This window comes from Neisseria sp. P0009.S007 (assembly GCF_051962515.1).
The window spans coordinates 1-1410 of the sequence record NZ_JBQCVF010000336.1 but is presented as its reverse complement, the minus strand read 5'-3'; the positions used below and the strand labels follow the sequence as shown (position 1 = coordinate 1410).

The following is a 1410-nucleotide window of genomic DNA, read 5'->3' as shown; positions in this document are numbered from 1 at the left end:
CGATTGTTGGCCTCTTATTCAGTAAACAAATTAAATTGCATCTTTTCAACCCGATTACCGTTGCTACCATGCTGGTACTGGGAGGCTTCTTCATTTTATGGGTTGAAAAACGCCAAGCAACAGCAAAACCTAAAGTCAACCATGTCGATGATATGCGCCCAATTGACGCATTTGTTGTAGGATGCGCCCAAATTTGTGCCCTTATCCCTGGGACATCACGTTCAGGCAGTACCATCATGGGTGGTATGCTGTGGGGGCTGGAACGTAAAACGGCTACTGAATTTTCATTCTTCCTTGCTGTACCAATGATGATTGCGGCCACAGGTTACGACATCTTAAAAAACTACAAACTTTTTACCTTGCAAGATGTCGGACAAATTGCCATCGGTTTTATCGCAGCATTTATCGCCGGTTTATTGGCAGTAAAAGCTTTGCTGAAATTTGTCTCCAGTAAAAACTATGTGCCTTTTGCCTACTACCGCATCGTATTTGGTGGTCTGATTCTCCTTACTTGGATGCTGGGCTGGGTCAGCTGGAGCGAATAACCCCTTTCCCCAAAGGACGTGCCTGAGCACGTCCTTTTTACTTTCTTATCTCCTTTCCACTCTATTGTCACCCCGTCAAAGGCTTACACTCCGCATCATTACCCCTAAATATCTCCTCGCCGTCCGTACAGCTGCCCTTCCCCTTCATCTTCCCGCACACCACCGCCGTCAGCGACTCGTTCAAGCGTAATACCCTGGGTTCCGCCTCCCTGTCCAAAGCCACCGCCTTCAGGGTAAACTTCCCCTCCAAGATACCCTTAGCCTGACCGCTCATCCTGATACAGAAACCGCCCGCCTCCTTCACCGGCAATTCCGGCCACTTCGTCGACGTCAGCTTAAAGCTGCCCTTTTTTGTGTAGAACTGCTCCATAAAGCGCGCATTTTCCAGCAGCGCGGCATGAGCCGCACGCAGGTTGGCCGAGCGGACCGATTCCCGATAGGCCGTAAAGGCCGCCGTTGCCAAGATCGAAACCAACAGCATCACCACCAACAGCTGTATCAAAGAGTAGCCCCTCTGCACAGTTGCCCTATTCCGTTTTCCGTCAAATGCATTTGAGTACATATCTTTATTCCCTTTATCTTTTATATCCCTATCCGACAGGAGGGGACTTATCCGTTTATCCCTTCACCCAATGTAAAGTCTCTATTGGCCCAAGTCTTCATTGCCACCCCCATACAAAGCCGCCCGTCATCCCGAACCGGCAAACGGTTAGGCATCAGGGCGGCATACGGCACAATCGTCCGTCAGACTTATTTTTTCACGGCAGGCTGGGCGGCCTTAGGCGCGACAGAAGAAACCGTCGCCTCCGCCTTCAACTTGTTCAGCACCGCATCACCGATGCCCTTCACGTTTTTCAGCTCCTCC

Annotated in this window: 2 protein-coding genes; one reads left to right on the top strand and one right to left on the bottom strand. The window is 50.4% G+C overall.

Going from position 1 to position 1410, the window contains the following annotated elements:
• Window positions 1–545 (top strand): undecaprenyl-diphosphate phosphatase (locus tag ACTHS3_RS13050; protein WP_440368132.1); only part of this gene is annotated, 545 nt, incomplete at its 5' end.
• 67 nt (window positions 546–612) lie between these two features.
• Here the strand turns inward: ACTHS3_RS13050 and ACTHS3_RS13045 are convergent.
• The gene (locus ACTHS3_RS13045) at window positions 613–1026 is read right to left on the bottom strand and encodes a type IV pilin protein (protein WP_440368133.1); all 414 of its coding nucleotides are present in this window, start codon (window positions 1024–1026) and stop codon (window positions 613–615) included.
• Window positions 1027–1410: the final 384 nt, after the last annotated feature.

Bases quoted from the DNA above. Each gene is read 5' to 3' on its own strand.
- ACTHS3_RS13045 (WP_440368133.1), bottom strand. From the start codon at position 1,026: ATGCTGTTGGTTTCGATCTTGGCAACGGCGGCCTTTACGGCCTATCGG.